This is a genomic window from Nocardia sp. 852002-51101_SCH5132738, assembly GCF_001665695.1.
GTDB classification, from domain to species: Bacteria; Actinomycetota; Actinomycetes; order Mycobacteriales; family Mycobacteriaceae; genus Nocardia; species Nocardia nova.
Genome location: NZ_LZML01000032.1, coordinates 1 through 24,507, shown reverse-complemented (window position 1 = coordinate 24,507; position 24,507 = coordinate 1). Strand labels below are relative to the sequence as shown.

27 protein-coding genes and 1 pseudogene are annotated in these 24,507 nt (G+C 66.9%); 10 read left to right on the top strand and 18 right to left on the bottom strand.

The annotated features are described in order from the left end of the window. Positions 1 to 32: 32 nt before the first annotated feature. From A5789_RS04740 to A5789_RS04720, 5 genes are all read right to left on the bottom strand, one after another. Positions 33 to 581: a ferritin gene (locus A5789_RS04740; RefSeq protein ID WP_030516756.1), complete on the bottom strand. Its 549-nt coding sequence runs from the start codon at positions 579 to 581 to the stop codon at positions 33 to 35. A gap of 152 nt (positions 582 to 733) precedes the next feature. Next, positions 734 to 1,273 (bottom strand): ferritin, encoded by a 540-nt coding sequence (locus tag A5789_RS04735; RefSeq protein WP_064902477.1) that lies wholly within the window; start codon positions 1,271 to 1,273, stop codon positions 734 to 736. Between the two features lie 10 nt (positions 1,274 to 1,283). Continuing rightward, complete coding sequence (locus A5789_RS04730) at positions 1,284 to 2,702, bottom strand: LCP family protein (RefSeq protein WP_369817497.1); 1,419 nt, start codon at positions 2,700 to 2,702, stop codon at positions 1,284 to 1,286. Between the two features lie 91 nt (positions 2,703 to 2,793). Continuing rightward, a complete protein-coding gene (locus A5789_RS04725; protein ID WP_064902475.1) occupies positions 2,794 to 3,588 on the bottom strand; it encodes a CPBP family intramembrane glutamic endopeptidase in 795 nt (264 codons plus the stop codon). A 49-nt stretch (positions 3,589 to 3,637) separates the two neighbouring features. Further along, complete coding sequence (locus tag A5789_RS04720; RefSeq protein ID WP_064902474.1) at positions 3,638 to 4,411, bottom strand: DUF2470 domain-containing protein; 774 nt, start codon at positions 4,409 to 4,411, stop codon at positions 3,638 to 3,640. 104 nt (positions 4,412 to 4,515) lie between these two features. Here A5789_RS04720 and A5789_RS04715 point away from each other — a divergent pair, with 104 nt between their 5' ends. From A5789_RS04715 to A5789_RS04705, 3 genes are all read left to right on the top strand, one after another. Next, a complete protein-coding gene (locus A5789_RS04715) occupies positions 4,516 to 4,935 on the top strand; it encodes a hypothetical protein (protein ID WP_064902473.1) in 420 nt (139 codons plus the stop codon). Positions 4,936 to 5,019: 84 nt separating this feature from the next. Then, positions 5,020 to 5,940, top strand: a complete 921-nt coding sequence (gene pheA, locus A5789_RS04710) for a prephenate dehydratase (protein ID WP_064902472.1) — start codon at positions 5,020 to 5,022, stop codon at positions 5,938 to 5,940. Next, complete coding sequence (locus tag A5789_RS04705; RefSeq protein ID WP_063016461.1) at positions 5,937 to 6,638, top strand: histidine phosphatase family protein; 702 nt, start codon at positions 5,937 to 5,939, stop codon at positions 6,636 to 6,638. Before pheA ends, A5789_RS04705 begins: the two co-directional genes overlap by 4 nt. Here A5789_RS04705 and A5789_RS04700 read toward each other — a convergent pair. The 5 genes from A5789_RS04700 to A5789_RS04680 all read right to left on the bottom strand — a co-directional run bounded on the left by A5789_RS04700 (position 6,635) and on the right by A5789_RS04680 (position 10,715). Further along, on the bottom strand, positions 6,635 to 7,468 hold the full coding sequence (locus tag A5789_RS04700; RefSeq protein ID WP_063016459.1) for an ESX secretion-associated protein EspG: 834 nt from the start codon (positions 7,466 to 7,468) through the stop codon (positions 6,635 to 6,637). The genes A5789_RS04705 and A5789_RS04700 overlap by 4 nt on opposite strands. Further along, complete coding sequence (locus A5789_RS04695; RefSeq protein ID WP_064902471.1) at positions 7,469 to 8,644, bottom strand: PPE domain-containing protein; 1,176 nt, start codon at positions 8,642 to 8,644, stop codon at positions 7,469 to 7,471. A 44-nt stretch (positions 8,645 to 8,688) separates the two neighbouring features. Beyond that, positions 8,689 to 9,000 carry a PE family protein gene (locus A5789_RS04690; RefSeq protein WP_030516766.1) on the bottom strand — a complete coding sequence of 104 codons (312 nt, stop codon included), beginning with the start codon at positions 8,998 to 9,000 and terminating at the stop codon, positions 8,689 to 8,691. Between the two features lie 199 nt (positions 9,001 to 9,199). Further along, a complete protein-coding gene (locus A5789_RS04685; protein WP_063016452.1) occupies positions 9,200 to 9,553 on the bottom strand; it encodes a metallopeptidase family protein in 354 nt (117 codons plus the stop codon). A gap of 4 nt (positions 9,554 to 9,557) precedes the next feature. Further along, positions 9,558 to 10,715, bottom strand: a complete 1,158-nt coding sequence (locus tag A5789_RS04680) for a septum formation family protein (protein ID WP_082940458.1) — start codon at positions 10,713 to 10,715, stop codon at positions 9,558 to 9,560. A gap of 105 nt (positions 10,716 to 10,820) precedes the next feature. Here A5789_RS04680 and serS point away from each other — a divergent pair, with 105 nt between their 5' ends. The 3 genes from serS to A5789_RS04665 all read left to right on the top strand — a co-directional run bounded on the left by serS (position 10,821) and on the right by A5789_RS04665 (position 15,099). Continuing rightward, positions 10,821 to 12,083 (top strand): serine--tRNA ligase, encoded by a 1,263-nt coding sequence (gene serS, locus A5789_RS04675; RefSeq protein ID WP_064902470.1) that lies wholly within the window; start codon positions 10,821 to 10,823, stop codon positions 12,081 to 12,083. A 109-nt stretch (positions 12,084 to 12,192) separates the two neighbouring features. Continuing rightward, positions 12,193 to 14,064: a bifunctional diguanylate cyclase/phosphodiesterase gene (locus A5789_RS04670; protein WP_227463015.1), complete on the top strand. Its 1,872-nt coding sequence runs from the start codon at positions 12,193 to 12,195 to the stop codon at positions 14,062 to 14,064. A gap of 63 nt (positions 14,065 to 14,127) precedes the next feature. Next, on the top strand, positions 14,128 to 15,099 hold the full coding sequence (locus A5789_RS04665) for a DMT family transporter (protein ID WP_063016457.1): 972 nt from the start codon (positions 14,128 to 14,130) through the stop codon (positions 15,097 to 15,099). 45 nt (positions 15,100 to 15,144) lie between these two features. Here the strand turns inward: A5789_RS04665 and A5789_RS04660 are convergent, their stop codons facing one another. After that, positions 15,145 to 15,747 carry a TetR/AcrR family transcriptional regulator gene (locus A5789_RS04660; protein ID WP_064902469.1) on the bottom strand — a complete coding sequence of 201 codons (603 nt, stop codon included), beginning with the start codon at positions 15,745 to 15,747 and terminating at the stop codon, positions 15,145 to 15,147. Positions 15,748 to 15,862: 115 nt separating this feature from the next. Between A5789_RS04660 and A5789_RS04655 the strand changes: the two genes are divergently transcribed. Continuing rightward, positions 15,863 to 16,684 carry an SDR family NAD(P)-dependent oxidoreductase gene (locus A5789_RS04655; protein WP_063016443.1) on the top strand — a complete coding sequence of 274 codons (822 nt, stop codon included), beginning with the start codon at positions 15,863 to 15,865 and terminating at the stop codon, positions 16,682 to 16,684. Between the two features lie 93 nt (positions 16,685 to 16,777). Here the strand turns inward: A5789_RS04655 and A5789_RS04650 are convergent, their stop codons facing one another. Further along, a complete protein-coding gene (locus tag A5789_RS04650; RefSeq protein WP_064902468.1) occupies positions 16,778 to 18,334 on the bottom strand; it encodes a Rieske 2Fe-2S domain-containing protein in 1,557 nt (518 codons plus the stop codon). Between the two features lie 161 nt (positions 18,335 to 18,495). On the opposite strand from A5789_RS04650, the gene A5789_RS04645 reads away from it, so the two are divergent. Beyond that, positions 18,496 to 19,116, top strand: a complete 621-nt coding sequence (locus A5789_RS04645; protein WP_064902467.1) for a hypothetical protein — start codon at positions 18,496 to 18,498, stop codon at positions 19,114 to 19,116. 64 nt (positions 19,117 to 19,180) lie between these two features. Here the strand turns inward: A5789_RS04645 and A5789_RS04640 are convergent, their stop codons facing one another. After that, on the bottom strand, positions 19,181 to 20,110 hold the full coding sequence (locus A5789_RS04640; RefSeq protein WP_064902466.1) for a hypothetical protein: 930 nt from the start codon (positions 20,108 to 20,110) through the stop codon (positions 19,181 to 19,183). A 123-nt stretch (positions 20,111 to 20,233) separates the two neighbouring features. On the opposite strand from A5789_RS04640, the gene A5789_RS04635 reads away from it, so the two are divergent. Then, a complete protein-coding gene (locus A5789_RS04635; RefSeq protein ID WP_063016435.1) occupies positions 20,234 to 21,022 on the top strand; it encodes a 1-acyl-sn-glycerol-3-phosphate acyltransferase in 789 nt (262 codons plus the stop codon). A 38-nt stretch (positions 21,023 to 21,060) separates the two neighbouring features. Then, complete coding sequence (locus A5789_RS04630) at positions 21,061 to 21,816, top strand: 1-acyl-sn-glycerol-3-phosphate acyltransferase (protein ID WP_064902465.1); 756 nt, start codon at positions 21,061 to 21,063, stop codon at positions 21,814 to 21,816. 73 nt (positions 21,817 to 21,889) lie between these two features. On the opposite strand, the gene A5789_RS04625 is transcribed toward A5789_RS04630, so the two are convergent. From A5789_RS04625 to A5789_RS37185, 5 genes and pseudogenes are all read right to left on the bottom strand, one after another. Beyond that, positions 21,890 to 22,225, bottom strand: coding sequence for a hypothetical protein (locus A5789_RS04625; RefSeq protein WP_064902464.1), 336 nt, complete (start codon positions 22,223 to 22,225; stop codon positions 21,890 to 21,892). Next, positions 22,222 to 23,550 (bottom strand): hypothetical protein, encoded by a 1,329-nt coding sequence (locus A5789_RS36290; protein ID WP_155525819.1) that lies wholly within the window; start codon positions 23,548 to 23,550, stop codon positions 22,222 to 22,224. Before A5789_RS36290 ends, A5789_RS04625 begins: the two co-directional genes overlap by 4 nt. Continuing rightward, a complete protein-coding gene (locus tag A5789_RS04620) occupies positions 23,547 to 23,852 on the bottom strand; it encodes a WXG100 family type VII secretion target (RefSeq protein ID WP_064902463.1) in 306 nt (101 codons plus the stop codon). The genes A5789_RS36290 and A5789_RS04620 overlap by 4 nt, the downstream gene beginning before the upstream one ends. Position 23,853: 1 nt before the next feature. After that, positions 23,854 to 24,198, bottom strand: coding sequence for a WXG100 family type VII secretion target (locus tag A5789_RS04615; protein WP_064902462.1), 345 nt, complete (start codon positions 24,196 to 24,198; stop codon positions 23,854 to 23,856). Between the two features lie 101 nt (positions 24,199 to 24,299). Beyond that, positions 24,300 to 24,507: pseudogene (locus A5789_RS37185) on the bottom strand (hypothetical protein); the annotation flags it as partial.

Genomic DNA, 24,507 nt, shown 5'->3' with positions numbered 1-24,507 from the left:
GGCCGAGTTCGTTCTTCACGTTTCGTCTCGCGTCAGATGTTTCCGCCGGCCGCCGAGGGCGCCCCCGAGGCATCGCTCGGACCGCTCATCTCGCGGGAGACGAAATACTCGAGATCGAACAGATTCGACCCGGCCCGATCCGCGACGGTGAGCAGCGTGGTCATCCGCGCCACCTCTTCGACCTGTTCCTTCAGGAACCACTGCATGAACTGCTCGCCCAGGTAATCGCCCTCTTCGCGGGCGGTACTGGCCAACTGGATGATCTGCTCGGTGACGGTCTTCTCCTGCTGCAGCGCCAATTGGATCGGCTCGCGCGCATTCTCGAATTGCGAGCGCGCGCCATCGACTCCGGAGAGTTCGACGCTCATATCCCGATCGAGGAAATACTGCACGATCATCATCGCGTGATTGCGTTCCTCGATGGCCTGGGCATAGAAGTGCTTCGCCAGAACCGGCAGGTCGGCGTTGTCGAACCACACCGCGATCGCAATGTACTGGTGCTCGGCATTGAATTCATGCCTGATCTGATCGTGGAGCAGGGCGTGAAATTTGCTGTGCGAGGAATCGGGGTGGCTGGACATGGGCCCGACATTAGTGCTGGTCAACTTCGGCTGTCATCCAAGTACACCCTTAATGAGGCAAGTGTTGCCTTAGTTATCGCAGTCGCACCCTTGCGACGGGCCGCATTCGGTGAATTCGTCGACTGCCTGCGATTTCGAGCCTCGCCCGCATTTCATCGCCGCGCGCTTCCCGCGGGTTTCGGCGCGGAGGCATCAGGCGCGCGTGTGGCCGGAATCTCGCGCGCCACGAACTCCTCGATGTCGAACAGATTGCCGGCCGCGCGCTCGCAGACCGCCACCAGTGTGGTGAGCCGCGCCACCTCCTCGAGCTGGTCTTCGAGAAACCAGCGGATGAACTGTTCGCCGAGATAATCGCCCGCATCCCGGGCGGTCCGGGTCAGTGTGGTGATGAGATCGGTCAGCTCTCGTTCGCGAGCCAGCAGGAATTCCACGGTGGCCGAGGGTGATTCGAATTCCGAACACACCTCGTCGGTACCCGTGACCGTGACGGCGACATCCCGGTCGAGCAGATACTGCACCATCCGCAAAGCATGGGCGCGTTTGTCCTCCGCGCCTGCATAGCAAATACGTGCCAGCTGCGGCAGTCGCTGCGCGTCGAAATAGACGGCGGCGGCGAGATATTGCTGCGAGGCGGTGAATTCGTGCCGTATCTGCGCGCGCAGGAGTTCGGGGAAGGGGCCGGTACCGGGCATGTCCCCGACGCTACCGGGTGAGCAGATCGTCCGGGATCGCCTGGTCGTGTGCCAGCGCGTCGAAGAATCGGCTCGCCCGATCCTTGTCCCACAACAGCACATTGCCCGAGCCGGACTCGTCGGTGAAACCGCCGATCGGCACCGTGGTGGCAATCGTCTTACCGTGCAGCGCCCAGCCCAGCCGGCCGAGATCCCAGATGTGATCTCCCTTGTCGACCTGCAGTGAGGACGCCACATCGCGAGCCAGCGGCCACACCTTCAACGGATTGGCGAGCGTACCGGCGCTGGTCGCCTTGTCCAGCAGCGCGGAAAGGAACAGCCGCTGATTGTTCATGCGGTCCAGATCCGCCCGGGGCGTGGCCCGGGTACGCACGAAGCCGAGCGCCTGGGAGCCGGACAGATGCTGGCATCCCGCCGGGAGGTCGATGCCGGCCTTGGGATCGTCGATCGCATCGGGCAGGCACATATCGATCCCGCCGAGCGAATCGACCATGCCCGCGAAACCGCCGAAGCCGATCTCGGCGAAATGATCGATCCGCAGGCCGGTCGCGTTCTCGACCGTCTGCACCAGCAATTTCGGACCGCCCGCGGAGAACGCCGCGTTGAGTTTGTCCTTGCCGACGCCCGGAATGCTCACATACGAATCGCGCGGCAGACTCACCACGGTGGGCGCACCGGATTTCGGGATGTGCACGAGCATGATGGTGTCGCTGCGCTCACCACCGGCATCGGCGCTGTCGCCGGTCGACAGCTCCTTCTCCTGTTCCGGCGTCAGACCGACGCGGGTGTCGGATCCGGTGAGCAGCCAGTTCGTGCCGGCGGTCTGCGCGACCCGGTCGGGATAGGCGGACAGGGCGTCGATGCGGTGCAGTGAGCGATCCAGATAGATCACCCCCGCGACCGGCAGCAGAACGATGATGAGCAGCAGAATCAGCAACCACCTGCCCCAATGCCGTTTCCGGCGGGTGCGCGGCGCACGTGGTTCGCGCGGCGGGCGTTCGGTGCGGCGGGGACGTGCCGGGGGCGGCGGCGGTGGTTCCCGGTACGGAACCGGGCGCTGCGTCGGAGCGTGGGTGGGCGGTTCGCCGCCGGGTGCGACGCCGTGTTCGAAGGGCTGCGGGTTACCGCGCGGCCGGGCGGGACTGCTCGGGACCTGTGACCAGGCCAGCGGCGGATTGTTGCCGTCGCGGTGGATGACCTGGGTCGGTTCGATCGGTGGGCGCCCGGGCGGCAGCGGCCGGCCCGAGCCGGGAGGACGGCCCGAATTCGGCGGGCGGCCCGAGCCGGGTGGCATCGGCCGTCCGGAACCGGGCGGAACTCGCGGATCGTGGCCGTGCCGATCCGGCGGCGGCATGCGCCGACCGTCCGGGCCCGCCGGCGGCGGCACCCGGCGGGTCCGCGGATACTGCTGGGGGTCGTCGCCGTTCACCACCGAGATGGTACTGACCGGGGCGTTGTGCTCGTCGGCACAATGCGTCCGCGGGGGTGAACGTGGCCGATTCCCGCAGGTCGGCCCGGTCTTACGGCAACCAGGAGACGTGGCCGTGCAGTGCGGTGTAGCCGATGTAGGCGACCGAATCGATCGTCGCGTGTGCCAGGATCAGCGGCCACAGCCGTCCGGTCCGCTGCCAGTACCGGCCGAAGATCACCCCCATCACCAGGTTGCCGATGCCTCCGCCCAACCCCTGATACAGGTGATAACTGCCACGCAGCAGCGCCGACGCGGCCAGTGATCGGTTCTCCGACCACCCGAGCGCGCGCAGCCGGCTGATCAGATATCCGACGACGATGATCTCCTCGGCCACGGCATTCGCGATGGCCGAGAGCACCAGCACCGGCAATCGCCACCAGTGGTCGTGCAGGGAACTGGGCACGATCGTCACGCTGAGCCCCAGCGCATGGGCGGCCAGATACAGACCCAGTCCGGGCAGGCCGATCACCGCGGCGAGGACGAGGCCGGGGACCACGTCACCACGCCACCGGAGCCGCGCCAGCCCGATCAGTCGCGGCCCGATTCCGCTGCGCCACAACAGATACAGTCCCAGCGCACCCCAGCCGATCAGTCGTGCGACGCTCAACAACTGAAACAGCAGATCGATCGTCGACTGCGCGGCCCGCGAGGGATTCAGCGCGACCTGCTGCCCGCCGATTCCGCCCGGCGCCAGCGCGCTTTCCAGTAGCGACAGTGCCGCACCGGCCCCGCTCGTCCCGAAGGTGACGACCAGGACGATCGCGATCTCCACCCGGACGGCGAACCGGTCGCGCTCCGCAGCGGGATCGGGCCAGGTAGCTGCGAAACGATCACCCGGAACCATAGGAACAATCTAGGGGTGCTCGGCCGCGTGCCGCGTATCCGGCGTGCTCTCAGGCGGAGCGATCGGAGCCGTGCATGCGGTCGAGGAACGGGCAACCGGCGAGGATCCGCACCGCGCGGCTCAGTGACTGCACATCGTCCACCGGTGCGTGGAAGGGCAGTCGCACATCGTGATCGGTGTCGGGTCCCTCGACCCGGAGCGTGACGCCGTAGCGGTCGATGGCCAGCGGCCGCACCGAACCACCGCGCAGCCGGACCGGCAGGTGGCGGGCCAGCCGGGCGATCACATCCGCGTGATCGGAGTCCATATGGTGCAGCCAGGCCGCTTCCAGCTCCCAGAACGGGTCGGCGTCGGCGCTGCGCAGATCGTGCGGGCAGACCGATTCGGCGCCGGCGGAATCGGCGACGACTGCCGATTCCAGCACCACTCGCAGCAGCGTGCTGGTGTGACCGACATCGAGCAGACCCGGATGCGGATATTCGCTCGCGACCTGAGATGCCAAGGCGCGCTGGGCATGTCCGGGTACCGCGCGCACCCGCCCGCGCAGCCAGACGAGCGCCCGCACGGGCTCGCGCAACGCCAGGGGTGCGTGGTCGGTCAACTCCAGCACCCCCGGCGAACCGACCTCGGCCGCCGCGGCGGCGACCGCCGCCGAATTGCGCGCGACGGCGACGACCACATCGCCGCACGCGCGCAGATGATGCACGGTCGTGGGAATCGGATCGGTGCCGGGCAGGGCCAGGACGGAACTCTCGGCATGGGCGCACGCGCTGCGGATCCGCTCCGCGGCGGATGGAGCGGCGGACGTGATCGTGCGGCGCATACAGACCTCCAGTGACGAACCCGGGATACGGCGGATAATTAGGTAAACCTAAGCTAAGTCACGGCCCGTCGTTGCGCAAGCATTGCGCTCGCTACGGTGGAAATGTGCCGCACGATTCGACGCCCGCCTCCGAACCCGTTCTGCTGTCGCTGAGCGTGCCCACCACGGGCCCGTCCGATCTGGTGGACGGGCTGGTCCGGCTGCCGTCGGCGAATCCCCAGGCGCCGGTGCTCGACCTGACCCTGTCCGATGAGCGCGTCGCCGAATTCCTGGTCGGCGTGGCACATTCCGATACCGGATTCGTCGCCGTGACCGCCTCGGGCGAGCGGGCGGTCGCGATCGTCGCCGCCACAGTGGCCGCGTTGTGCGGCGAGAATATCCGGACCGCACTGACCAGCCCCGATATCGAATTCCTGCGCGGCCTGTCGGCGCCGGCCGTTCAGGCGCTGCGCGAGGTGCTGCTGGCCGTCGAAACCGAACGGGTGGAGGCGGTGACGGCGGCGCTGCGGGTGCTGGCGCCCTGATCGCCGCCCGCCACGACCTGGGCTGTTACCGCTGGGTACGCGCAAACGGCGAGCGCGCAGCCAACTGCCAGTAATGTCGTATCCGTGCCGCGTATCGCCTATTTCGGACCGTCGGGAACTTTCACCGAGATGGCCCTGGCCCGACTCGAATCGGACGGGGCCTTCGACGAGCCGGTCGAGCGGATCGCCGCACCCAGTCAGGGCGCGGCACTCGAGATGATCCGCTCCGGTGCGGCCGACGGCGCGGTGGTGCCGATCGAGAGCTCGGTGGAGGGTTCCATCTCGGCGACCCTGGACGCCCTCGCGGTGGGCCCGCGGCTGCAGATCATCGCCGAAACCGAGCTCGACGTGGCGTTCACGATCGTGGCGAAACCCGGTATGGAACTGTCGCGGGTGCGCACGGTCGCGGCCTATCCGGTGGCGGCCGCGCAGGTGCGGTTGTGGCTGGCGGATCGGATGCCGCAGGCAGCGCTGTACACGTCGGCCTCCAACGCGGCCGCGGCCGAGGATGTCGTGGCCGGCCATGCCGACGCCGCGGTCTCGACCACGCTGGCCGGTGAGCGCCTGAACCTCATCGAACTGGCCACCGGCGTCGCCGACCACGACCAGGCCATCACCCGCTTCGTGCTGGTCACTCCGCCGTGCGAGGCGCCGGCCCGGACCGGCGCCGACCGCACCTCGCTGGTGGTGCTCGAATTGGCGAACGAACCCGGGTCGCTGATGCGGGTTTTCGCCGAATTCGCCACTCGCGGTGTCGATCTGACCCGGATCGAATCCCGGCCGACGCGCACCGGGATGGGTACCTATCGCTTCTATCTGGATTGTGTCGGCCATATCGACGACACCGCCGTCGCCGAGGCCCTGAAAGCGCTGCACCGGACCGCCGGGCGGATCCGGTACCTGGGCTCCTGGCCGGCCAGTTCACCGAGTGGTTCGCCGCCGCCCGCCGACGAGCCGGCGGCGGCCTGGTTGGACGATGTGAAAAAGGGGGTGGACGCCTCATGACCGAAATCGGTGCGACTCTCGATCCCGTCCGTGGTTCCGGCAGGTTGGTGCTGGTCCGTCACGGCGAGACCGAGGGCAATGTCGCGAAACTTCTGGATACCCGCGTTCCCGGCTTACCGCTCACCGAACGCGGTGTGGCTCAAGCCAAGTCGTTCGCCGCGCGGTTGGCGGTGCCGCCGGTGCGGTTGTATTCCTCGGTGGCGCTGCGTGCTCAGCAGACCGCGGGCCATATCGAATCGGTGACCGGTGTGGGGGCCGAGGTGGTCGACGGCGTGTACGAGGTACAGGTCGGCGAGCTGGAGGGGCAGAACTCCGAAGCGGCGCATCGGGAATTCCAGCGCGTCTACCGGTCCTGGCATCTGGGCGAGCTGAATACGCGGCTTCCGGGCGGCGAATCCGGCGAGGAGGTCCTCGAGCGGTATCTGCCCGTGCTGGAACAACTCCGGGACACCTATCTGCTCCCCGGTTCGAATTCGCGCGACGTGCTGCTGGTCAGTCACGGCGCCGCGATGCGACTGGCGGCCCGTGAACTCACCGGCGTCGCACCGCCGTTCACGACCAACAACCATTTGGACAACACCGAGACCATCGAACTGGCCCCGACGGCCGACGGCGGTTGGACCTGTGTCCGCTGGGGCCGCTATACCCCGCCGTTCGGATACCAGGTCGAACCGAAGGCCGACGACCCGATGGGTTAGCCGACGCCGGGCGTCGTCGGCTTGAAATCCTCGCGGAGCGGAAGCTTTTCGATGAGGTCCTTGATCGCGGTCCGCAGCCGGCCCGGTGTTCCGCTCGCCAGCGAGGTCCACATGACCTCGTCGTCGGAGCGGGTGGTGACCCCGATGAATCGTCCGTTGCGGGTGTTGTACACCGCGATCATCCCGTCGGAGATGTCACGGCTGGCATCGTTGTACACCACGCCGACGATCGAAGCATGCGAATGGATTTCGACCAGCGCCGAGGCCAGCGCCTGCGCGTCGCGGGGCGGCCGCCCCACCCGGCCCAGGCGCTGGGCGGTGGTCGTGGCATCCCCGGCATCACCGAGGATCGGCTTGAGTTCCTCGGTCAGGACGTTCATTCCACTGAGCTCGAGCGCCTCCGCCGGACCCAGCGCCGCCATGATCGTGCCCGGCAGGTCGTGTCCGGCCTCGTCGATGCTGTAGGAATTCGGCCCGCGCAGGGCGACGACATCGAGGTTGTCGCCCTTCGCGAGGCAGAATCGGTTCACCCGGTCGCCGACGTACCAGCGCATCGAGATCACCCAGTGTGGGCGGTACAGCCCGCGCAGCCGGTCTTCCAGGTCGTGATGGACGACCCCGTCGACGAGTAGCTCACGCGCGGTGAGCGATTCGGCGGCCGCGGACATCGCCCGGTCGTGGTCGACGACGTTGTCGTAGCGGCCCATCGCATTCAGCACGACCGGCACCTCGTCGATCTCCAGTTTCTCCAGCAGAAACTGCATCTCGTCGAGCGACAACACGACGGACTCGAGCATTGACGGCCCGCGGCCGGCGCCGAGTACGGTCACTTAGCGCGCTCCCGCGACCGGGTCCGCTCCGATGACACCGGACGCGATGACCCGGCCGTCGGCGAAGTGCTCACCGCGCAGATAGTCGTTGCCCTGGTGCTCGCCCTCGTCGTCGTCGCTGTTCACCTGGCGGCCCAGCAGCGGGTTACCGGCGGCGTTGTTCGCGCGGGCCGGAGCCGGTGCGCCCATCTGCGCGACGGGTGCGGTCTCCGCCACCGGCGCGGTCGCGGCCGGACCACCGATCACATTGCCGGCGCCCCAGCCCTCGGGGAGTTGCAGCGTGCCGGCGCCGTTGCCGATACCGACGGTGCTTCCACCGAAGGACACGGCGCGAGTGGCGGCCGCGGCGCCACCGGCGGCGGCGACACCACCGATGCCGCCCATCATCATCGGCGACATGCTCGCGGCCGGCGCAGCATGGCCGGTGGCCGCGGCGATCGCGGTACCGGCGACATTGCCCACCGTGGAGACACCCGTCGAGGCCACCGATCCGGCGACATTGGCCGCCTGGGTCGCGGCGCTGACCACGCCCGGATCGCTCGCGAGCGCCTGTGCCACACCGATGGCGGTCTGCACCGGGTCGCTGCTGGTGTTCTGCGACGCCGCCTCGGCGCCGCTGTCGGCCAGTCCGGCGCCCGCCGCGATCGGCGGCGGCGTCAGGAATTCGGCCGGAGTCGCCGTCATGGCCTCGACGGTGGATTCGTAGGTGTCCATGACCAGGGCGGCCTGCACATCCAGTGCGGCCTTGGCGGCTTCGGCCGCCTCGCCGCTACCGTCCAGATCGCCGCCGTGGGCATGTGCCGCGACGCGCGCGGCATCCACCGCGGCGATTTCGGGCAGGCTCGGCATGGCAAGGGTGGCAACGGTATTGGCGGTGGCGTGTGCGGAGGCCTTGGCCGCCATCGCCGCCGCCTGCACGCCCTGCTGTTCGGCCCAGCCGGTGAAGCCGGCGAGTTTGGTCAGTGCGACGGCGCCGTTGAGGCCGATCATGCCGACACCCAGTTCGGCCATGACCCGGGTGACGGTCGCGGTCGCGTCGACCCACGCCGCCGTCAGCCCACCCCATGCCGTGGCCGCGGCAGCGGCCGGAACGGCATGCGGACCCGCGGTCAGCAAACTCGAGTTGCCCTCGGCGAGCCGGGGCAGCCAGTAGATTCCGGTGATCCCTGCGGTCATTGTCTCTCCCCTGAACGAATGGTGTGGTGAAGGATCGGCGCCGGTCAGAACTGAATGGCGGCGGTGCCGGCCGCGTTGACCGCGTCCTGGGCGATGTAGGAGGCCAGCTGCTGACGCAGGATGGCGGCCGCGTGATGCAGCTCGAGGATGGCCTGCGCGGCCGCGCGGTCGTGGCTGAGAGCGCCCTCGTTCAGATGGGTTGCCGCGGCGACGGATACCTCTTCGGCGCCGGCGGGGACGACGTGGGTGGCCGGACCGCTCAAAGCAGTGGCGGCCGTGAGACGTTCGGCGAGCAGATCGAGTTCCGCCGAGGCCGCGAGGACGACTTCGGGCTGTACACCGAGCAGACCAACCATGACTCGAACTCCTTCTTGTGGCGGCTATGCAAGTGTCGAGGCTGCCCGAGCCTCAGTGCTGTTCCGGCACAGAGAATCCGGCAGACCCGTCGGTGGAACCACGAGAATTCCCCCTACGAGATGATTGGACGCGACGGCCCCCGGTTCGGTTCCCTCGAGTCACGAATCGATTCGACTTTACCCGCTACGCGCGTAAAAACTAGCCCCATCCCAGCTGATGCAGTCGCTCTTCGTCGATCCCGAAATAGTGAGCTATCTCATGGATCACGGTGATGGCCACTTCCTCGACGACCTGCCGTTCGTCGTCGCACATTTCCAGAATCGTGTCGCGGTAGATGGTGACGGTGTCCGGCAGCGCGCCGCCGTACTGACTGTCCACCCGGTCGGTCAGGGCAATGCCGTGATAGAGCCCGAGCAGATGCGGATCCTCGGAATTGCGGGGTTCGATCAACACCACGACGTTCTCGATCGCCTGGGTGAGCGCGGCCGGAATCGTATCCAGCGCATCGCCGACCAGTTCTTCGAACCGGCTCTCCGACATCGACACCGGCATGGCGTCAGCGCTGCGGCGGAATCGGCGCGGGAGCCGCGCCCGGCAGCGTCGCCGGGGTGGAACGCCCGGAACTCGGCGGCGGCACCGGAGCCTGGCCGTCGATCAGCACATCGCCCTTGGCCGATCCGGTGATCGTCGCGAAACCGTCCTGAGAGCCCTTGCCCACCAGGCAGTTCAGCTTGTGGCTGCCGACCAGCCAGCTGCGGGCGTCGAGGTTGTCCCAGAAGATGGTCAGCGTCTTGTTGATCAGCGCGTCCTGGCCACCGAGGTAATCGCCTGCGGCCCGGCCACATTCGTCCTGCATGAACTTGTCCTGATCGGCGTTCGCCGGCGGGCCGCCGTTGAAGTGGGTGCCGAGATCCACCGTCGACATCACCTCGTAGGCGTGCGGCTGGCCGCAGGGGACCGGTTCGTTGGTCGGCAGGTTCTGATTGATGCCGATGCAGGTGCCCGGATCGAAGACGCGGGACTGGTCGCTGTCGCGCACCCGGCCCACGGTCTGCTGTGTGGCGTTGCCCGTGGCGCTCACCAACTGCAGCCCGCACCGGATGGTCCGATCGCCGTTGCGCCAGCCCGGTTCACCCGGGTTGACCATGCCGACCACGAATCGCCCGCGCGGGTCGAGCCGGCCACCGAGGTAGGCGGCCGCGGCCGATGCGCAGTGTTCGTCGCGCAGTTCGCCGAAGCGCAGCGAATCGGGGAAGGCCGAGCCCGGCCCGAATTCACGACCCGGATATTTGCTCAGGTCGATGTCGGCGGTGACCTCGAACAGATGTTTGTCGGCGCAGTTGACCTTGGTCAGATCCAGGGTTTTGGTGCTGGTCCAGGTGAGGCAGTCGCCGGTCTTGGCGGCGCCGAAGGCGGCGTCGGCACGACCCGCGGGCGGTTTGCCCGATCCGGGATCGTGCACCTCCAGTCCGTGCGAACTGCGAAACCCCGAGATGGACAGCGTCACCAGCGCCGCCACCACGGCACCGACGGCGACCGCGAGCAATCCCCACCGCAGCCGATGCGGATGCAACGCCTTGCCATCCTGCCCCAGGCGTTTCCCGGCGCCCGGCAACGGGCGGCGACGTTTGGCCCCGGCACGCCTGCGGCGAGGCGTGTCGGATTCTTCGTTTCCCGGTTCCGGCGCCGCTGGCGCCCCATCGTCGGAGGACATCGCCGTCCATCATGGCAGGCCCCGTGCGAGGCCTGCCACGATCGGTTCGGATTTCACCGGATCCTCAGAAAATGCGGTGGACACCTCCCACTAGGCTGATTGCCCATGATCGACCTCCGATTCCTGCGCGAGAATCCCGAAGCGGTCCGTGCCTCGCAGCGTGCCCGCGGTGAGGACCCGGCGCTGGTGGATGCCCTGCTCGAGGCGGATGCCGCCCGCCGCGCCGCGGTCGCGACGGCGGACAACCTGCGCGCCGAACAGAAGGCGCTGGGTAAGAAGGTCGGCAAGGCGTCCCCCGACGAGCGTGCGACGCTGCTGGCGCACGGGCAGGAGTTGTCGGCGAAGGTGAAGGAGGCCGAGGCCGCCGAGAACGCCGCCGACGCCGAACTCGACACCGCCCACCGCGCGATCTCGAACGTCGTGCAGGAGGGCGCGCCCGCGGGCGGCGAGGACGACTTCGTGCTGCTCGAAACAGTGGGCACGCCCACCGAATTCGACTTCTCCCCGCGCGATCATCTCGACCTGGGCGAGGCGCTCGGACTGATCGATATGGAACGGGGCGCCAAGGTCTCGGGCGCGCGCTTCTACTTCCTGACCGGCTACGGCGCCCTGCTGCAACTGGGCCTGCTGCAGCTGGCCGCCCAGCGCGCGGTCGCCAACGGTTTCACCATGATGATCCCGCCGGTGCTGGTGCGCCCGGAGATCATGGCCGGAACGGGCTTCCTGGGGCAGCATTCGGCCGAGGTCTACCACCTCGACGACGACGATCTGTACCTGGTCGGCACCTCGGAGGTCCCGCTGGCCGGCTACCACTCGGGCGAGATCCTCGACCTGAGCGACGGGCCGAAGCGCTATGCCGGCTGGTCGTCGTGCTTCCGCCGCGAGGCCGGCAGTTACGGCAAGGACACCCGCGGCATCATCCGCGTGCACCAGTTCGACAAGGTCGAGATGTTCGTCTACTGCCGTCCCGAGGACGCCGACGCCGAACACCGCCGCCTGCTCGACTGGGAGAAGGAGATGCTCGCCGCGATCGAGGTCCCGTATCGGGTCATCGATGTGGCCGGCGGCGATCTCGGCAGCTCGGCCGCCCGCAAGTTCGACTGCGAGGCGTGGGTGCCGACCCAGCAGACCTATCGCGAACTCACCTCGACCTCGAACTGCACCACCTTCCAGGCCCGCCGCCTGTCGGTGCGCTACCGGGACGAGAACGGCAAGCCGCAGATCGCCGCGACCCTCAACGGCACCCTCGCGACCACGCGGTGGATCGTCGCGTTGCTGGAAAATCACCAGCAGTCCGACGGCTCGGTCCGGGTGCCCGCCGCACTGGTCCCGTTCGTGGGCCGCGAGGTGCTCGAGCCGCCGCGGTGATGATGGCGGCACCGCCGCGGTGATGATGGCGGCACCGCCGCGGTGACTTCGGCCTCGAATCCGGCGGTTGTCACTACTGCTATGCACCGCGTTGTCTAGGCTGGACGGCGTGCGAGGACTCGGGTCTCGCGGCGATACCCGCACGCAGGTTCGGGCGGCATCGGCGCTGGCGACGGCAATGGTCATGGCTCGGACCACCGGGGCGTTCTACGTCATGGGTGGGGTCCTGGGCCTGCTGATCACTGCCATCGCACCGGGAAACGAGGGCAACCGCCCGCTGGTCGGCTCGGCCGCAGCGGTCGCGCTGTTGCTCGGCGTGAGCCTGCTGATCTGGGGTCCTCGCCAGCCGCACTGGGTGCACCACGGGTATGTCGCGGTGGCGACGGTGCTGGTCACCATCGCCGTGCACTGGTTCCCGAATACGGTCGGCGCGATCACGCTCGCCGCCTTCTACGTCTTCGTCGCCGCGGATGCCGCGATCTTCTTCGCCTGGCGGCTGGCCGGGGCGCATGTGGCGTTCGCGGTCGTGCTCTGTCTGTGGGTGGTGCCGTCCCGGGGTCTGCCCTGGTGGTCGGGCATCATCCCGGCCGGAATCACGGTCGGCGTCGGCATCGTGGTCGGCATCCTCACCCGGATGGCCTCGGACGCCGATATCGACACACTCACCGGGCTGTTGAACCGCCGCGGTTTCGACCGCGCGCTCAACAGCGCCATCGGACATGCCGGGCGGACCGGTCAGGGGCTCGCGTTGGTACTGGTCGACCTGGACCGGTTCCAGAAGATCAACGATCATCTCGGCCATCGCGCCGGCGATGCCGTGTTGCAGCGCGTCGGCGACACCTGGTCGAAGCTGCTGGGCCCGGATCAGCTGCTGGCCCGATACGGCGGCGACGCGTTCGCGCTGCTGTTGCCCAACACCACCGAACAGGCCGCGATTCTGCTGACCGAACAGCTGCGTGCCGCGGTCACCACGGGATGTTCGGCGGGTGTCACCTCCTGGCAGCCCGGCGAGTCCGGCTCGCTGCTGGTCAGTCGTGCCGATGTCGGCCTGTACCGGGCCAAGCAGGCCGGGCGCAATCGCACGGTGCTGGAATCGTCGCGGCAGCTGCCGCTGGCGGTCGAACTGCGCGAGGCCATCGATACCGGCGCGCTGGACGTGCACTACCAGCCCATCGTGAGCCTCGGTGAGGACGGCGCCCAGGCGGTCGGTGTGGAGGCGCTGCTGCGCTGGTCGTCCAACGCCCAGCCCGACGTCACCACCGAGGGGCTGATCCGGGTCGCCGAGGAATACGACCTGATCTCCGACCTCGACGAACTGGTCCTGCGGCGTGCGTGTGCGGATGCGGCCCGGCTGCAGGAGACCTTCGCCCAGCTCGATCTGACCTTGAACGTCAACGTCAGCGGTCTCGAATTGGCCGAGACCAACTACGCCGACCGGGTCTCCGGCATCCTCGCCGACACCGGCTGGCCCGCCGACCAGCTCGTCCTCGAGGTCACCGAGAGCGAATTGGCCGCCGAATCCCAGACCGCCATCGCGAATCTGCACCAATTGCGCGACAGCGGCGTTCGTATCGCCATCGACGACTTCGGCACCGGCTACTCCTCGCTGAGCCGGTTGGCCACCATCCCCAGCGACATCCTCAAGGTCGACCAGTCCTTCGTCGCCGCGATCCGTTCCGATTCGCCCGCGCCGCCGCTGCTGGGAGTGATTGCGGCGCTGAGCAAGTCGCTGGATCTGCAGGTGATCGCCGAGGGTGTGGAAACCGAGTACCAGGCGGCGGTGCTGACCGAACTCGGCTTCGCGCTCGCCCAGGGCTATCACTACAGCGATTCGCATCCGGTCTCCGAGCTGATCAGCGATATGAACTCCAACCGCGGCCTGGTCGGCGCCGGGACGACCGATCGGGATTTCGCCGCCAAGGGCTGGGTCCCGGTGGACAACAACGGCTTCGACCCGGAGGGCCTGGGCCATCGGGGCTGACCCGGACCGCCGGGCGATTCGGGTCGCGGCATCGGCTCGCCCGGACCAACTACCGTGGCGGATATGACCGCAGTCCGCGAACGAACCGACGTGCGGCGCTGGATCGGTGTCCTGCTCGGCCTGTGCTGCGGCGCCGGTGTGGCGGTCCAGGCGCGAATCAACGGTGATCTCGGCGATCGGCTGAACGACGGAATCGCCGCGGCCGTCATCAGTTTCGGCTCCGGACTGCTGCTGCTCCTTCTCGTCAGCGGTTTCAGCGGGCGAATGCGTACCGGCCTGGCCGCGATCCGCCGTTCGGTGCACGCCGGTCGGTTGCGGTGGTGGCATCTGCTCGGGGGATTGTGCGGTGCGTTCTTCGTTGCCTGCCAAGGCTTGTCCGTGGCGACGATCGGCGTCACCGCCTTCACCATCGCCGTGGTCGCGGGTCAGTTGACCAGCGGACTCGTCGTGGACCGTCTGGGTGTGGGACCGGCCGGCGTGACGCCCGTGACGCCGGTCCGACTCGGTGCGGCGGTACTCGCGGTCGGTGCGGTCTGTGTCGCCGCCCTGGGCCGCTCCGGCGGCGAATCCGGGGCCGGTGGAGGTGCGGCCTATCTGCTGATCGCGCTGCCCGCTCTGGCGGGCCTCGGCCTCGCGTGGCAACAGGCGGTCAACGGGCGGCTGGCGACCGTCGGCGGGCCCGTGCCGGCCACCACGATCAACTTCGCGACCGGAACCGTGGGCCTGCTGGTGGTGGAGGCGGCGCAGCTCGCTCGGATCGGCTGGCCCACCGGCTTTCCCACCGAACCGTGGCTCTATCTCGGCGGGGCGATCGGGGTCTTCTTCATCGCGGTGGCGGCGCTGATCGTGCGCTGGATCGGAGTGCTCCTGTTCGGCCTGACCTCGGTGTCCGGCCAGCTCATCGGTTCGGTGGTCCTGGATGTCGTCGCGCCGACGGGCGCCCGGCTGTCGACGCTGACCGTCGTCGGCTGCGGACTGACGTTGCTCGCCGCCGCCATCGGCGTCCTCGGGCAGGGCCGCGCAGAACCGGACTGACGGCGATATCGGCGCGCTGCCGCACCAATCAGCGCGCCCGGTCGCTCAGGGCCGGAAGGCGCGAAGTGTGAGCTCCACCAGCGCGTCGGCGTACGCGTCGTCGAGCGGCCCGTACCGCAGCAACCACCGCTGATACACCGGGGCATACAGCATTTCGAGCATCAGATCGAGGTCGGCATCCGCCCGGACCTGCCCCGCCGCCTGCGCGCTGCGTAACCGCTCCTTCTTGGCCTCGTCGACGGGACGCCGCAACTGCCGGTCGTACTGTGCGGCCAGTTCAGGATCGTTGATGATCTCGGTGTTGAGCGCCCGCACCGGTTTCTCGAAGTCCGCATCGGCGAATTCCGCGACCGTCGCTCGCATCACGAGTTTCAGATCCGCTTCGATATCCCCGGTGTCCGGCAGCGAGATGTCCTGCCCGTCGGTTTCGCTCAGGTGCAGGAACGATTCGAAGATCACCGCGCCTTTGGACGGCCACCAGCGATAGATCGTCTGTTTACCGACCCCCGCGCGCGCGGCGATCGCCTCGATCGAGACCTTCCGATACCCGACCTCGGAGATCAACTCGCGTGTGGCCGCCAGAATCGCCCGCCGTGACGTCTCGCTGCGCCGGGTGCTGTCGGGTTCGGGTTTCGCGGTAGCGGACACGCGGTCGACCCTAGCATTTCTACCGAGACGAGACGGTTCGTGTTGACAAGTCGAGACGCGATCACCACACTTGCTCAAGACGAGACGGACCGTCTCATGATGAGAGGATGTGGATATGACCACCGGTAAGACCTGGTTCATCACCGGCGCTTCCCGTGGGCTGGGGCGTGCGTTCACCGAGGCCGCCTTGTATGCCGGTGATCGAGTGGTCGCGGCCGCTCGTGACGTCGAACCGCTACGGGAATCCGCTGTCGCACATCCGGATCGGCTGTTTCCGCTCAGCGTGGACGTGTCGGATCGCCGGGCCGTATTCGAGGCCGTCGAGCAGGCCGTTGCGCTGGTCGGCGAGCTCGACGTCGTGGTGAACAACGCGGGCGGCATGCTCTACGGCATGGTCGAGGAGGCGACCGAGGACCAGATCCGCGCGCATCTGGACGTCAACTTCTTCGGCGCGGTGTGGGTGGTCCAAGCCGTGCTGCCGCGGCTGCGCGCACAGGGTCACGGCCGCATCCTGCAGGTCACCTCGATGGGAACCGCCGGCGGTATGGCCGCCGTCGGCTACTACGGCGCCGGGAAGGCGGCGCTGGCCTCACTGACCGAAGCGCTGGCGATGGAGGTCGAACCCTTCGGAATCAAGGTCACCAACCTGGAGATGGGCGGTTACGACACCGGCCTGTTCACCGCGGGAACGACCGCCACCGCGGCCCTGCCGCACTACGAACCACTGCGCGAAGAACTCGCACGCATGTGGGGCGACGAATCCGGTCCGGCGCCGAGTTCGGCAGCGCCGGTGATCATGAAACTGGTCGAACTGGAGGATCCGCCGCGACGTCTGATCGTGGGCGGCAACTCGTTCGATCAGGTCGCCGACCTCTATGCGGCGCGCTCCGACGGTTATCGAGCCTGGGAGTCCCTCAGCCGATTGGCCCCAGGCTGATGGGCGGACGGGTGAACTATTCGTGCAAACCTGAGCCGTCCGTGCGGAAATCCGCTCAGTCGTCCCGGGTTTGCACGAATAGTTCGCCCTTGTTCACAACTTGCGGGAACGAAGTTCGTGCCCCTTGGACGTCTTGCACCGCCCGGTCTCCAGATCCCACTGCCAGCCGTGCAGATTACAGGTGAGGGTATTGCCTTCCACCACACCGAATTTCGATAGATCCGCCTTGAGGTGCGGGCATCGGCGCTGCACCTCCCACCCGGCCAGCTCACACGAGGCGGAATCGTCGTGCGCCTCGGCGAACCAGCCGTCGGCATAGGCGATGCGCTCGTCGGTGAGGCATTTGAAGAAGGTGTAGAGGAATTCGTTGTAGCCGCCGATTCGCCACGCCTGGAAGCGGGTGGACAGGAAGATGGTGTTCACCCAGTCCGGCTCGTTGTCGCGCAGCACGGTGCGCACCAGCTGCGGGGCGATGCGGAACCCGTAGCGGTACTTACCTTCTCCCTCGATCGGCCCGCGCACCAGCCGCTTCGGAAAGTCGAGGACCACGGTTTCCTCGCCCATCACCAGCCCGACCGGATAGCCGATACCGTCGCAGATCAGATCGCTCTGCGCCATGATCGGTTCGAACAGCTCCTTGAGCCGAGGCAGCAGCGGGGTACCGTCTTCGGTTGCCCAGGAAGCCTTTTCGCGCTCCAGCACCGGTGCCATGCGCTGCGCCATCCGCTCGATGTAGCCGGCCTTGTCGTCGTAGATCTCGGCCGGGTCGAACGGATGGGTCAGATCCAGTTCCTTACCCCGCACATCGGCGACCGAACCCGGAATCATCAGCACCCCACCGGAATTGCCGTGGATGCGCATCTGTTCCAGGAAGACCATCTGGTCCGGGAAGATGTTGCCGTTGTCGGCGGAGTAGCGGTTCTCGCTGTCGTCGTTGAGGTAGCGCAGCTCGTCGTCGAGGAACACCGGCGGTCCGGCCGAGGGCACCACCCAGGTGGCCCCGACCTGCTCGATATAGCTGCGCGCACGATCCATCCCGCGCTGGCGCTTCTGCTTGCCGAAGTTCGCCTTGGTCTTGCTCGGGATGTCGTAGACCATCGGGTACCAGATGGCGCCCGAATACTGCAGCAGGTGGATGTCGATATGCCCGAACTGCTCGTGCAGGACGTCCATATCCACCGGCCGCGCGTCGTTCATGTTGAAGCACACGGTCTCGCGATCGGAGACGACCAGACCCGAATCACCGATCGGCCCGTCGGCCGGCGCCCGCAGCGCGATGATCATGATGTCCAGTTCGTGCCCGTCCCGGCCGGTGATCGTGTGCTTGACCGAGTTCTGGGTCTCGAAGAACGTGTGGAAGCCCAGCTTCTCCAGCTCGCGCTGCAGATCCGGCACCGGATAGTCCGGCAGCAGAACGGTGGCGTCCTTGTTCACGTGATCGAGCAGATTCTTCGCGTCGAAGTGGTCGCGGTGCAGGTGCGAGACGTAGAGGAAATCGCAGTTGCCCAGCTCGTCCCAGTCCAGCCCGGTGTTGTCCGGGAACGGGACCCACGACGCGAAATAGGCCGGATTGACCCACGGATCACAGAGGATCGTCCCGGCCGCGGTGCGGATGTGGAATCCGGCATGTCCGACGCTGGTGATCTGCACGAAGAAGTCCCTCCTGAACCCGGCTACCAGCCACCCAGGGTAGCGGTTGAACGGGCTTGTTCGGCCTCAGGGCCGCTATTGCCTCGGTCGTCGCACCGGCGCAGTGTAGAGGTGCACGGTGGCGCCACCGGGGCGCTGCCCCGAGTACGGAGGAAGGGACCGTGTACGCACGTTCTACGACTATTCAAGCCAATCTCTCCGCCATCGACGCCGGAATCGCGCATATGCGCGACGAGGTGATGCCGGCGCTGGAGGACATGCCCGGCTGTATCGGGATGTCGTTGCTGGTCGACCGCCGATCCGGTCGCTGCATCGCGACGAGCTCGTGGGAGTCCGAGGACATGATGCGCGAGAGCGCCGATCGGGTGCGCTCGCTGCGTGATCGCGCCGTGCAGGTGTTCGGTGCCGGCGAAGCGCGGGCCGAGCAGTGGGAGGTCGTGGCCATGCACCGTGACCATCGCACCCGCGCGGGCGCATGCGCCCAGCTGACATGGGCCAAGGCCGAGGGCGGGTTCGGCGCCGCGGTCGACACCTACAAGTCCGTGGTGGTCCCGCAGGTGGAGCAGATGCCGGGGTTCTGCAGCACGAGCCTGCTGGTCGATTGGGCCGGCGGGCGCGGCGTCGCATGCGAGACGTTCGACAGCTACGAGGCGATCGAACGCAACCGCGAACGACTCGCGACGTTGCGCCGCGAAGGCACCCGCCGAGCCGGTATCGATGTGCTCGATGTCGGAGATTTCGAGATCGCGCTCGCCCATCTGCGCGTCCCCGAACTGGTCTGAGGCGGTACCCCCGTTGTCAGGTCGGGATGTTGCGGTTACCGGGCTACCGCAACGTCTCAGCGCATCAGGCGGAAACGTCGCCGATGCAATATCCGCTATCGGTCGCCTTCACGGTGTATGTCCGTTCCTGCTGACTGCCGCCGGCCGTGACCGTGGCCGATATGGACAGATAAGTGCTGTTCAGAGCAGCGGAACTGAGCGACTGATCGGCGAAGGCGGTCGCGGTGGCGAGCTTGGCCGCATCGGTCGCCAGCGGCGGGCGCGATGTGCGTCCGGTGCCGTTCGGATCCCAGGCGGTGTCGGCGGTGCACACCAGAGGATGGGAGTTTTCCTGGTCCGCCGCGTCGATCGGATGTCCTGTCTGGCGTGACAGATAGCGTCGGACGACGTGGCGGGCGTCGGCGGTCTGGGCCTCGCTGCCGGTGCCGAAACCGATCTCGGCGCCGGCGGGGTAGACCCGTGGGCAGGCGTATCCGGTGGCGATATCCGCTCGCTCGGCGACCACGGTCACGGCATCGGCGGTTCCGCTCGCCGACTTCCACACGAGGGCGGTGCCGTTGTCGCTGCCCGGCTGCGCCAGCGCCGACTCGATGGCCGACTTGTCGGAGTACATCGTCTCGACGTTGCGGGGAGCCATCGTCCAGCACTTGGCTTCCATATCCGCCGGAGTGAGTTGCCGCAGATCGTTCACCCAGCGGGTCATGGCCGCGGTGGCCTGCGGATCGGCCGTCACGAGGGCCACCGCGATCGCGGATTCGGGCGGCGCGGGGGTGGCCCGGGGCGCGGGAGCGGCGATACGGGAGGACGAGGGAGCGGCGAATTGCGTTGCCGCGGAAGAATTATCGGACTTGTGATAGTCGGTGCCCTCGATGCCGACCTGCGAATCACATCCGGCGAGGATGCCCGCGACCACGATCGCCAGACCGCCTGCCCGCGCCGCCGAGAGCCGCCTGCCGCGTCGCGCCGCGCGGCCGGTATGCAGCGCCACGCCCATACCCCCTCGTGGTTTCCGGCCGCCTGCACGCGATGCTGGACTGGGGCTTTCCACTGCGCTGAACCTCGTTTCCTGTGCGGCGGTCGGTAGCGAAAATGTGACAGCGACTACGCTAGCGGAATTGTGGAACCCGTATACCGGACGATCATCGGCCTGGCCCGGACCGTCTTCTTCGTACAGGGACTGAAATTCGACGTCACGGGGGCTGAGAACATCCCCGCGCAGGGCGGCGCGGTCATCGCGATCAACCACACCGGCTATATGGACTTCACCTACGCGGGCCTGCCTGCGCGGACGCCGAAGCGCTATATCCGGTTCATGGCGAAGAAGGAAGTCTTCGACAACTCGATCTCCGGGCCGATCATGCGCGTGCTGCGGCACATCCCGGTCGACCGCGCGGCCGGCGCGGACTCCTACAAGGCGGCCGTGGACTATCTGCGCCGCGGCGAACTGGTCGGGGTGTATCCCGAGGCGACCATCAGCCGCAGCTTCGAGATCAAGGAATTCAAGTCGGGTGCCGCCCGGATGGCCATCGAGGCCGGTGTCCCGATCATTCCGATGACGATCTGGGGTGCGCAGCGGGTCTGGACCAAGGGGCATCCGAAGCGCCTGGGCCGCACCAACACTCCCATCTCGATCGCCGTCGGCAAGCCCATCCTGCCGCCCGCCGAGGCGGACGAGAAGGCCGTCGCCGAACTCACCGAGACCGTGCGCTCGACCATGCAGGACATGCTGCTCGGCCTGCAGAAGGACTACACGCACGAGCCCGGCGCATACTGGGTGCCGGCCCGCTTGGGCGGCGGCGCACCGACGCTGGAGGAGGCCGACGCGATGGACGCCGCCGAGGCGAAGGCGAAAGCGGAGGCGCGCGCGGCACGTCGTGCCGCCGAAGCGGGAGATGCCGACTCCTGACGGCAGGATCGGCCCGGTCAGTACCAGGAGTGTCACCGATGACGCGAGAGCCAGTTTTCGACGTCCTCACGGGATTGGTCCGCACCATCTTCTGGGCACAGGGCCTGAAGATCGACATCGTCGGCGGCGAGAACATCCCGCGCACCGGTGGTGCGGTCCTGGCCGTGAATCACACGGCCTACCTGGACTTCATGGAGGTCGGACTGGTCGGCCGCGAATCCGGCCGCAACGTCCGCTACATGATGAAGGCCGAACTCGAACACGGCATCGTCGGCTGGCTCATGAAGCACTGCAAGGCAATCGGCGTGGACCGCACCGCCGGCGCCGAGTCCTACTCCCGCGCCGTCACCGCCCTGCGCGACGGCGAAATCGTCGTCGTCTACCCCGAAGCCACCATCAGCCGCAGCTTCGAACTGAAGGAATTCAAATCCGGCGCCGCCCGCATGGCGATCGAAGCCGGCGTCCCCATCGTCCCCATGACGATCTGGGGCGCCCAACGCGTCTGGACCAAAGACATCCCGAAACAATTGGGCCGCAACAACTTCCCGATCAACATCCAGGTAGGCGAACCCATACCCCCCGCCGAACCCGCCGAAGACCTGACCGCCACCCTGCGTTCCAGCATGGAAAAACTGCTCGACGCGGCACAACGAGACTACGAAATGCCACCCGGCGCACGCTGGGTCCCCGCCCGACTGGGCGGTACCGCACCGACATTGGAGCAGGCGAAGGTACTGGAGCGCGAAGAGATGGAACGCCGCGCCGCCGCGAAAGCCAAACGCGCCCAAGGGTGAACGCGCTCCACCCGCCGCGATTCGAGTGGCTGCGCTACCGTGCCTATCTTGGTCGGCTATGGTCTGAAAGCGCTCAAGGCGCAAACATAGTGATGTCATCCAGCGCATCTTCTGCCCGACCCGCCGTTGCCTCATCGTCCAGAAGCGCTCGCAGGGCAGGAACGACGCGCTCCTTGTCTATACCGCCGTGCAAACGGGCGAGGTGTCCGAGTGCCGTCGCAGCGACCGCGCGGATACGCCAGTCAGAACTGGCAAGCAGCTCCAGTGCCCGGTCGGTCACCCACCCCAAGTCGGGGTCGTGCAGTGCAAGCCGGAGGATGGCTTCACCGGCCGACTCCGATACTCCCGAGTCGATCATGCTCAGAGCGGTTTCGCGGTCGATAGGTTCCAGTCGTTGGTACGTGTTCATCGTGGTTTACCTTTTCTGTCGACGATACCTGCGTTCACCAGGGCGTTCTGCATGTCCGGGGTGAGCTGATCCCAGCTTCGCTGATGTCCGTGATAGATGCCCGATTCTGGGTGTGTTTCATCGAAAACATCGAATTCCCCAGTATTGGCGTCGTACCCGACTCGTCTGCTTGTTGTCGGCTTGATAAGCACCGAGTTCTCCAGTGTTTCCTGGCCATGGGTCGGCTCTGGTGCGGCGGTGCCGCGCTGGTCTTTTCCGTGCTTCGGCGACTTTTCATAGGTTAGCGCACCCGGTTTCCCGCTGGAGTCGATCTCCGCGCGCATTGCGATTATGACAGAGAGTCTGTCTATGGTTCGATTGAGTCCATCTGTCCGAACACTCTTGAATGCATCGACAACCCCCTTCGAACGGGCATCGAGGGAGGATAAGCCGAGAACAATCGGCATTGTGCTCGCCCGGTAAGCACTTTGGATCGCGTCCAGGGTGCCGTCGACGGACACTTTACTGCCGCGTGCCGCCATACTTTCCGAGAGTCCTACATCGAACAGGCGTCCTGAACGGCCATGTCGCGAAACGGCTTCGACGCCGACGCTCCCTTCGCTCAGATTGATCGTGTCGGCGCAGGCTGTGGCCAACGTTGTCGTTGCTTCGTAATAGTCGTGGATCGGCGGAGCCAGATAACCGGCGGCCAGTGAAACAAGTTGGGCGCTGGTCCTTATATCGTTGAGACGATGCTGGATTTCGTATCTATGTTTACTGTCGTCCATTCCCGTGAAGAGATCCGAGATCAGCATGATGTGATCGGCAGCGCCGGATATCGCTCGATTCTCAGCGAAGGCCTTCCATGTTTCATGAGCCTTCTGTAGTTTGTCCGCGTCCCCGTTGGGAATCATCCCGAAAGATTTGACAACCTTTCGAAACAGATCATCGAAAAAAGCCTTTGCACCGCCATTGTCGCCGAATCCGATCCCGCCGCCGCGTGCGGAAGGCGGCAAGACGACCTTGTATTCACTGACCTGACTGATATCCGGCTGGGGCGGAGGAGGATCTGATCGATTTGCGACGGCCCAGTTGTAGCCTTGGGCGTACAAGACAGCGCCGTAGTTGGTCAGTGCATTGGCCAGGCTGGCGCAGGCCTGCAAGGTGCTGCGGGCTGCCGCGTCGTATGCCTGTCCCCATTCCTTGCAGCCCGGAGCGTCCCCGGCCATTCCGTCGCACTGCCCTTTGGCGGCTTCGTGAACCGGTTTGTCTGCGGTGCGGATGCTTTCGGCCAAATTACGGCACTTGGCGGCTGCGTCGTAGTACGTCTCCCAGTCGAGGATCACCGCTGTCCGCTCTGCAGCATTCGCCAGTTGAGTTCCAGCGCGCGAGTGTAGGCGGCATGGGCCTCTTTGGCCGCGTCGCTCATATCCTTGACGCCTTCGACCAGTTCCCTCGCTCCGTTGATCCATTCGCGGTGTGCGTCGTCGTAGGCGCGGGCGGCCAGGCCTTCCCAGCCGGTGCCCTGCAAGCTCGCCACTCGCTGTTCGATATCCGACAGGTGGTCCTCGATGAAGCCTGCCAGCCCGGACAGGCGGGAGACGATGTGGTCCAGGTGTTCGAGGTCTACCGAGAATCGTGAGGGCACGTCAGGTCCAGTTCAGTCTCGGGATGTCCAGGGCCGCCGCACTGTTCGCGTCGACCGACCGGAATGTCTCCGCCGTCACGCCGAGTTTGTCGGCCAAGGTGGCGAGGGCCTGGAAGATCTGTCGGCCGCCGTCGTGGACCTCGGTCCAGCCTTCGGAGAACTCGTCGGCGTAGTCGCCGGTCCAGCTGTCGGACAGCAATTCCGAAACATCTTTGGCTGCGGAATCCAATGCATTGTGCAGTGTTTCGGCCAAACCGTAGATGTAGACGCCCACATCGCGTACCCGTTCGGGCGCAACGGTGAAATCTTGGCCGGGACCTGGCGAATTCCCCCCACTATCGCTCATGCCCCGATGCTATGTGAGAGCCCATCGATGGTCCAGGTGGCGGTCGGCCGCTGCCCGGGATGCCGAGTCCGCCGCGGGCGACCGCGACGGGACTGTGGGGATCAGCTCGGGTCGGACCCGCGGATGGCGGCGAACCAGGTGGCGGTGGCGGCGGCTACCACTGTCGCTCCGGCGAAGGCGGGGACGCCGCCGCCGGCGACATATATCCAGAACAGGCCGGCGAAGGGGGCGACGACGGCGAACTGGGCGTCGAGGAGCAGGCGGCGGCCCAGGCGGGTGGACGCGGCGGCGTGGGAGGGGCCGTCGGGG

What these genes read in the sequence shown, in the direction of transcription:
- A5789_RS04725 (WP_064902475.1), bottom strand. Translation starts at nt 3,588, where the DNA reads ATGGTTCCGGGTGATCGTTTCGCAGCTACCTGGCCCGATCCCGCTGCG.
- A5789_RS04640 (WP_064902466.1), bottom strand. Translation starts at nt 20,110, where the DNA reads ATGGGCGTGGCGCTGCATACCGGCCGCGCGGCGCGACGCGGCAGGCGG.
- A5789_RS04735 (WP_064902477.1), bottom strand. Translation starts at nt 1,273, where the DNA reads ATGCCCGGTACCGGCCCCTTCCCCGAACTCCTGCGCGCGCAGATACGG.
- A5789_RS04685 (WP_063016452.1), bottom strand. Translation starts at nt 9,553, where the DNA reads ATGCCGGTGTCGATGTCGGAGAGCCGGTTCGAAGAACTGGTCGGCGAT.
- A5789_RS04655 (WP_063016443.1), top strand. Translation starts at nt 15,863, where the DNA reads ATGACCACCGGTAAGACCTGGTTCATCACCGGCGCTTCCCGTGGGCTG.
- serS (WP_064902470.1), top strand. Translation starts at nt 10,821, where the DNA reads ATGATCGACCTCCGATTCCTGCGCGAGAATCCCGAAGCGGTCCGTGCC.
- A5789_RS04705 (WP_063016461.1), top strand. Translation starts at nt 5,937, where the DNA reads ATGACCGAAATCGGTGCGACTCTCGATCCCGTCCGTGGTTCCGGCAGG.
- A5789_RS04625 (WP_064902464.1), bottom strand. Translation starts at nt 22,225, where the DNA reads ATGAACACGTACCAACGACTGGAACCTATCGACCGCGAAACCGCTCTG.
- A5789_RS04615 (WP_064902462.1), bottom strand. Translation starts at nt 24,198, where the DNA reads ATGAGCGATAGTGGGGGGAATTCGCCAGGTCCCGGCCAAGATTTCACC.
- A5789_RS04680 (WP_082940458.1), bottom strand. Translation starts at nt 10,715, where the DNA reads ATGTCCTCCGACGATGGGGCGCCAGCGGCGCCGGAACCGGGAAACGAA.
- A5789_RS04665 (WP_063016457.1), top strand. Translation starts at nt 14,128, where the DNA reads ATGACCGCAGTCCGCGAACGAACCGACGTGCGGCGCTGGATCGGTGTC.
- A5789_RS04630 (WP_064902465.1), top strand. Translation starts at nt 21,061, where the DNA reads ATGACGCGAGAGCCAGTTTTCGACGTCCTCACGGGATTGGTCCGCACC.
- A5789_RS04695 (WP_064902471.1), bottom strand. Translation starts at nt 8,644, where the DNA reads ATGACCGCAGGGATCACCGGAATCTACTGGCTGCCCCGGCTCGCCGAG.
- A5789_RS04720 (WP_064902474.1), bottom strand. Translation starts at nt 4,411, where the DNA reads ATGCGCCGCACGATCACGTCCGCCGCTCCATCCGCCGCGGAGCGGATC.
- A5789_RS04740 (WP_030516756.1), bottom strand. Translation starts at nt 581, where the DNA reads ATGTCCAGCCACCCCGATTCCTCGCACAGCAAATTTCACGCCCTGCTC.
- A5789_RS04690 (WP_030516766.1), bottom strand. Translation starts at nt 9,000, where the DNA reads ATGGTTGGTCTGCTCGGTGTACAGCCCGAAGTCGTCCTCGCGGCCTCG.